This window comes from Gordonia rhizosphera NBRC 16068, assembly GCF_000298195.1.
GTDB classification, from domain to species: domain Bacteria; phylum Actinomycetota; class Actinomycetes; order Mycobacteriales; family Mycobacteriaceae; genus Gordonia; species Gordonia rhizosphera.
Genome location: NZ_BAHC01000213.1, coordinates 109,905 through 116,669, shown reverse-complemented (window position 1 = coordinate 116,669; position 6,765 = coordinate 109,905). Strand labels below are relative to the sequence as shown.

Genomic DNA, 6,765 nt, shown 5'->3' with positions numbered 1-6,765 from the left:
GGCCGACGAACTCCCTTGGCCCACCGACGACGAGCGCGCCCTGCTCGTCGACAACCTGCGCTACGTCCTCGACGGCCGGTGGCGGTCGGTACGGGAGCGGGTCCGCGAACAATCCGACCGGTCCGACCTGCTTCCCGATCCGTCCCGGACACTGGGCGAGGCCCGTGAACACACTCTCGAGGTGATGCGTCAGCTGGCCGAAGAGGGTTTCGCCGCAGCGGGTTTCGCGGTCGATCACGGCGGAACCGGCGACATCGGCGGATCGATCACCGCGATCGAGATGCTCGGCTACGCCGACCTGTCGCTGATGGTCAAGGCCGGCGTGCAATGGGGACTGTTCGGTGGCGCCATCGACAACCTCGGCACGGCGCGCCACCACGACCGCTACGTCGCCGACACCATCGGCCTCGACATCCTCGGCTGTTTCGCGATGACCGAGACGGGTCACGGCTCCAACGTGCAGGCGCTGGAGACGACCGCGAACTACGACCGCGACACCCGTGAGTTCGTGATCGACTCGCCCACACCGTCGTCGCGCAAGGACTACATCGGCGGTGCCGCCGCGCACGCCCGAGTCGCCGCGGTCTTCGCGCAGCTCATCACCGGTGGGCCCGACGAGGAACCGACGAGCCGCGGCGTGCACTGTTTCGTGGTGCCGATCCGCGACGACAACGGCGACGATCTGCCCGGCGTCACCACCGGCGACTGCGGCCACAAGGGTGGTCTGGCGGGGGTGGACAACGGGCGCATCGTCTTCGATCACGTCCGTATCCCGGCCGAGAACCTGCTCAACCGCTACGGCGACGTCGAGGCCGACGGGACGTACACCTCCCCGATCGAGGACAGCAATCGCCGGTTCTTCACCATGCTGGGCACGCTGATCCGCGGAAGGGTCACCGTCGCCGCGACCGCCGGCGCCGCGGGGCGCAAGGCGTTGACGTTGGCGACGCGTTACGGGCTGATCCGCAAACAGTTCGAGGCGCCCGACGAGACCGACGAGATCATCGTCCTGGACTATCTGGCGCATCAGCGAAAGTTGTTGCCGCTCATCGCGAAATCGTATGCAATCGGGTGCGCCCAGAACGAGGTGACCGCCGAGTTGCACGACCTGCAGACCGGCGCCGCCGACGACCCCGACGGGGTGCGGCAGCGTGAACTCGAGAGCGACGCAGCCGGATTGAAGGCCTACGCCACCTGGCATGCGTCGCACACCATCAACGTGTGCCGCGAAGCCTGCGGGGGTGCCGGCTACCTCGACGAGAACCAGCTGCCGATCCTGCGCGGCGACATCGACGTATTCACCACCTTCGAGGGCGACAACACGGTGCTGACCCAACTGGTCGCCAAGGAACTGCTGTCCGCGTATGCCGAGGACGTGCAAGGGCTGTCGGCGACGGGCTGGGTGCGGTTCTTCGCGGAGATGGCCCGCGATGTCGTCGTCGAGAAGACGGCCGCGCGGCAGGTGGTGCAGACGCTGCTCGAGAGTTCCGACGACGACCCGGAGAAGTCGCCCCTGACCGACCGCGGCACCCAGATCCGGTTGTTCCGCAATCGAGAGGATCACCTCGTGCGCACGTGTGCCCAGCGGCTGCGTCGCGCCCTCGACGACGACAACGAGGCCTTCGAGGTGTTCAACAACGCGCAGGATCATCTGCTGAAGGTGGGTCGGGCGCGGACGGAACGGATGGTGCTCGAGGCCTTCATCGGCGCCATCGAGGACTGCGACTCCCGCTCGGCCGCCGAGTTGCTGGGGACGGTCTGCGACCTGTTCGTGTACTCCGCGCTCGAGGACGATCTGTCCTGGTTCCTGATGCACCGCCACGTGTCGGTGGAGCGGGCCAAGGCCATCCGGCGCGGCGTCAACGAGCTGTGCCGAGAGGTGCGGCCACATATCGGCAGTCTGGTCGACGCGTTCGGCATCCCCGAGGCGTTGCTGGCGGCGCCGATGCTCACGCACGGCTGAGGCGGGCAAGCCACGAGGCCGGTCCGCACCTGCGTTCCGCGGAATGCGGCACAACACCCGCCGAACCGCGGAAGGCTGACCTCGGCTACGGACTGGTCAGTCGTCCTGGGATGCGCCGCGCGGCGGCAGGCCCATCTGCACCGCCTGATGCGCCTCGGTCAGCTCGGCGCGGAAGCGGTCGACGTCACGCGCCCAGGCCTGGGTGAGCGTGCCGTTGGTGAGGCGCAGGCCGACACCTTTACGTCGCCGGGGGACGGCGGGAAGCTCGCCGAGCGCGCGGGCCGACTCCCAGTCCTGGTGTTCGGCGCTGTTGTTCGGCGGGTAGATGGTCTTGATGTCCTTCAGTGGCAGCGTGCGGGTGCCCTGCCGCAAGGTGGTCTCGGTGAGCCGGACGCTGACGTGGGTGCGCGCCGCGTGGACCTGGACCACGGAGAATCCGATCAGGATCACCGCGAAGATCGTCAGCACCAGCCAGTGCACCTGGCCCGGGCCGGCGATCTCCATCGCGAGCACGGCACCGATGAGCACCGGGCCGATCGCCACCACCCACCAGCTGCCGCCCGGTTCGTCGAAGAGCACCTCGCCCTCGTTGTCGGGGGCGGGGTCCTCGGGGGACGGGTCCTCGGCAGGGATGTCGTCCGGCGTGGCCTCGACAGAGGCCGCGAGCTCCGACGCGGGATCCGCGACGGTCTCGTCGTCGGCGTCGTCGGAGTCTGCCACGTCGCGTCGACTCACTTCTTCTGCGGTGTACCCGTGAACCACGCCTCGGAGTCGGGCCGGTAGGCCAGCAGCGACCCGAACAGACCGACCAGCGAGGCCAGCAGCGCGAACGCCAGGATGGGTACCCCGAAGCTGACGAACAGCAGCAGCGCCGTCATCACCAGCGTGAGCGCGGACAGCGACGATCGCCATCGGGCGTCACCGGTGTAGGCCCGGCTGCCGAGCAGGTTGTAGGCGGCCCCGACGACGGCGACGATGAAGCCGATCCCGACCGGTCCGAGGGTCGGCCCCGTCAGGGTCAGGCCGAGCACGATGAGCAGCACACCCAGGACCACGAGCAACACGCCCGAGGTGATCCAGCAACGATAGGCCCAGACGACCAGCTTCGGTCGCTCTGCGCGATCAGGACTGACCACGGAATTCGTTTCCTTCATTCGACGGCGGACGGGTCACATGCGGTGGCCCCGGAGGCGGTTGCTGCGGCTCACCATACGGCCAATACGGCGGCTGCCCCGGACCATATCCCGAATAGGGGCCATTGGGTGGCCCGGCCGGCGGCCACGCCGGTTGCGCAGGCCGCGGCGGGCGCCGACGATACGCCGTCATCGCCCGGCAGTACTGCTCGGATTCGCGGCGCAGCAGCAGCACCGACGACCCGATCCCGGCGACACCGCTGATGACCAGCGGGATCATCACCCACGTCGGCGAGACGTCGCCGAACAACATGAAGCCCGCGTTGACGGCGAGGAACACCCCCATCGCGGCGACGACGATACGGGCCCAGTTGTAGCCGGCCCGCGTCAGCAGCACCAGCGTCACCGAGACGACGGTCAGCGCCACACCCGCCACCGCCATGACCGTGATGAGCAGCGCGGAGGACGTGAGGACGTCGAGCTCTTCCTTCGGGGTGTCGGCGGGCATCGACGCGATCTGACGGTCCCAGGTATCACGCATCGTCGGGTACTGGGCGATGAACCCGATGATCTGACCGAGGATCACCGCGGCCCACAGTTCGGCGGCGATGGTGACGGCGTCAGGGCGTTTGGGGCGCTGCTCGCCACCCGGCTCACCCGCCGGCTGCTGCACCGGCTGAATCGGAACGGACATGCCACCAGGGTAGTGAATCGTCGCTCCCACTGATCCCATCAGCTCCCGCTGACGCGGCTCAGGCCAACCGGCCCGCCACCTCGGTGGCAAACCACCCCAACGCGCCAGGCCTATGCCAACCGGCCCGCCACCTCGGTGGCCCACCACCCCAACGCGCCAGGCTTATGCCAACCGGCCCGCCACCTCGGTGGCAAACCACCCCAACGCGCCAGGCCTATGCCAACCGGCCCGCCACCTCGGTGGCGAAGTACGTGAGGATGACGCTCGCACCGGCACGTTTGATCGACGTGAGCGACTCGAGGATGGCGGCGTCCCGGTCGATCCAGCCGCGCTCGGCGGCCGCAGTGATCATCGCGTACTCACCGCTGATCTGATACGCGGCGACCGGCACGTCGGCGATCTCGGCGGCGTCGCGGACGATGTCGAGATAACTCATCGCCGGCTTGACCATCACCAGGTCGGCGCCCTCCTCGAGGTCGAGGCGGATCTCGCGCAGCGCCTCGACGCGGTTCGACGCGTCCTGCTGGTAGGTGCGACGGTCCCCCTGCAACGACGACCCGACCGCCTCGCGGAACGGCCCGTAGAACGCCGACGCGTACTTGGCGGCGTAGGCGAGGATGCCGGTGTCGGTGAAGCCCTCGGCGTCGAGTCCGGCACGGATGGCGGCGACCTGCCCGTCCATCATGCCGCTGGGCCCGAGCAGATGTGCTCCTGCGCGGGCTTGCGCGAGAGCCATCGAGACGTAGCGCTCCAGCGTCGCGTCGTTGTCGACGCGGCCGCAGTCGTCGACGACGCCGCAGTGGCCGTGGTCGGTGAACTCGTCGAGGCAGGTGTCGGCCATCAGCACCGTCGAGTCGCCGAGATCGTCGGCGAGCACCCGCAGCGCCCGGTTCAGCACCCCGTCGTCGGAGTCGGCCCCGGTGCCGTCGGCGTCCTTGTCCTCGGGTGCGGGCACCCCGAACAGCATCAGGCCGCCGACGCCGGCGCGTACCGCCTCGTCGGCCGCCTTACGCAGCGAATCGAAGGTGTGCTGCACGACGCCGGGCATCGACGAGATGTCGCGCGGGGCGTCGATGCCGTCGGCGACGAACATCGGCAGCACCAGATCGGACGGCGCGACGACGGTCTCGGCCACCAGACGCCGCAGCGCCGGGGTCGACCGGAGTCGACGGGGACGGATCACCGGAGTCATGGCAGTCAGGACCGCGACCGACGCGACTTCTTACGTGGCGGGGGCAGTGCGCCCTCGGCGCGGAGTCTGGCGGCGTGCTCCGCGAGCGCGTCGATCAGCTCCGGCACCGACGCCGTCTCCGGCTGCACGTCCACTCGCAGACCGAATTCCGTTGCGGTCTCGGCCGTCTTGGGCCCGATGCACGCGACGATGGTGCGCGCGTGCGGCTTTCCGGCGATGCCGACGAGGTTACGTACGGTCGAAGAAGACGTGAAGCAGACCGCGTCGAAGCCGCCGGTCTTGATCATCTCGCGGGTCTCCGCCGGTGGCGGGGCCGCCCGAACGGTGCGGTAGGCGGTGACGTCATCGATCTCCCAACCGCGCTCACGCAACCCCTCGGAGAGGGTCTCGGTTGCAATATCCGCGCGCGGCAACAGGATTCGGTTGACCGGGTCGAACACATCGTCGTACGGCGGGAAGTCGTCGAGCAGTCCGAGCGAGCTCTGTTCCCCCGAGGGGATGAGCTCGGGCTGAATACCGAAGGTACGCACCTTCTCCGCGGTGGCCTCGCCGACGCAGGCGATCTTCACCCCGGAGAACGCGCGGGCGTCCAGCCCGAACTCGGCGAACTTCTCCCACACCGCACGCACCGCGTTTGTCGAGGTGAACACCACCCACTGGTAGCGTCCGTCCACCAAACCCTTGACGGCCCTTTCCATCTGGGCCGGGCTGCGCGGTGGCTCGACGGCGATCGTCGGCACCTCCTTGGGGATGGCGCCGTGCGACCGCAGGCGATCGCTCATGTCGCCGGCCTGGTCCTTGGTGCGCGGCACCAGCACGGTCCAGCCGTAGAGAGCGCGCGACTCCCACCAGGAGAGCTTGCTGCGGTTGCCGACGACCTTGCCGATGGTGAGGATCAGCGGACCGACGAGCGCGTTGCCCAAGTCGTTCATGGTGGCCAGCGTGGCCTCGATGGTGCGCTGGGCGCAGGTGGTGCCGTTGATGGTGATCGCGACCGGAGTCTGGGCGGCCATGCCGTGTTCGGTCAACGCACTCGCGGTCTCGGCGAGGTGACCGGACGTGGCGTGCAGAACCAGCGGTCCCGGGGCCGCAGCCAACGCGGCCCAGTCCACACCCTCGGCGCGGACATCGGCCTCGGTGTGCGTCGCCCCCAGCGGCATACCGGCGTAGCTCGGCACCACCGACGCGGCCGGCAGACCGGGCAGCACCTCGAACTGGATCGTCGTGCGCGCCACGGTGTTGACCTCGGCGAGCACCGAGTCGGTGGTCAGCGGATCGCCGGAGACGACCCGGACGACGTCGACACCGTCCCTGGCCGCGGCGATCAGGGTCTTGGCGACCTCGGCCGGATCCCCGAGCGCCGGATGGACGATCGAGGGTTCCTCGGCGTCGGCGTCGGTGTCGGCCGGCGCTTCGGCGTCGGTGGCCGCGTCTTTGGCTGCGGCGTCCTTCGCGGCCGAACCGCGGGCCGGCTTCACCGGCTTGGCGGGCTCCATGTGGGCCGCGCCGATCATCGCGACCACGGTCGCGGGTACATCGGGATCGATGTAGGCCATCTCGGCCTTCTCGATGACATTTTGTGCGCGCACGGTCAACAGGTCGGGGTCCCCTGGACCCGACCCGACGAATAAGATCCTGCCCGCTCGTTTCGCCCCCGGCGTGCTCCGGCCCGGAGTGACCTTGTTCGTACGGCTCATGAGTTCGCACTCTCCTGCCCCGCCTCGGGGGCTGCAGTTCTTACTGCTGCTGGAGTTGCGAGGTGAGTCGGCCCGATGTCGGGGCC

Annotated in this window: 6 protein-coding genes; 1 reads left to right on the top strand and 5 read right to left on the bottom strand. The window is 69.0% G+C overall.

The window, feature by feature from the left end:
* A partial coding sequence (locus tag GORHZ_RS26055) for an acyl-CoA dehydrogenase family protein (protein ID WP_006338403.1) occupies positions 1-1,963 on the top strand: 1,963 nt, incomplete at its 5' end.
* Between the two features lie 96 nt (positions 1,964-2,059).
* On the opposite strand, the gene mce1N is transcribed toward GORHZ_RS26055, so the two are convergent.
* The 5 genes from mce1N to GORHZ_RS26030 form a co-directional block, all read right to left on the bottom strand.
* A complete protein-coding gene (mce1N, locus tag GORHZ_RS26050; protein ID WP_006338402.1) occupies positions 2,060-2,683 on the bottom strand; it encodes a transport-regulating membrane protein Mce1N in 624 nt (207 codons plus the stop codon).
* An 11-nt stretch (positions 2,684-2,694) separates the two neighbouring features.
* Positions 2,695-3,099, bottom strand: a complete 405-nt coding sequence (locus tag GORHZ_RS31840; protein ID WP_006338401.1) for a hypothetical protein — start codon at positions 3,097-3,099, stop codon at positions 2,695-2,697.
* A complete protein-coding gene (locus GORHZ_RS26040) occupies positions 3,086-3,790 on the bottom strand; it encodes a hypothetical protein (RefSeq protein ID WP_051999082.1) in 705 nt (234 codons plus the stop codon). Before GORHZ_RS26040 ends, GORHZ_RS31840 begins: the two co-directional genes overlap by 14 nt.
* Before the next feature lie 214 nt (positions 3,791-4,004).
* Positions 4,005-4,982 (bottom strand): porphobilinogen synthase, encoded by a 978-nt coding sequence (hemB, locus tag GORHZ_RS26035; RefSeq protein WP_006338399.1) that lies wholly within the window; start codon positions 4,980-4,982, stop codon positions 4,005-4,007.
* Between the two features lie 5 nt (positions 4,983-4,987).
* The gene (locus tag GORHZ_RS26030) at positions 4,988-6,679 is read right to left on the bottom strand and encodes a bifunctional uroporphyrinogen-III C-methyltransferase/uroporphyrinogen-III synthase (RefSeq protein ID WP_040533526.1); all 1,692 of its coding nucleotides are present in this window, start codon (positions 6,677-6,679) and stop codon (positions 4,988-4,990) included.
* Positions 6,680-6,765: the final 86 nt, after the last annotated feature.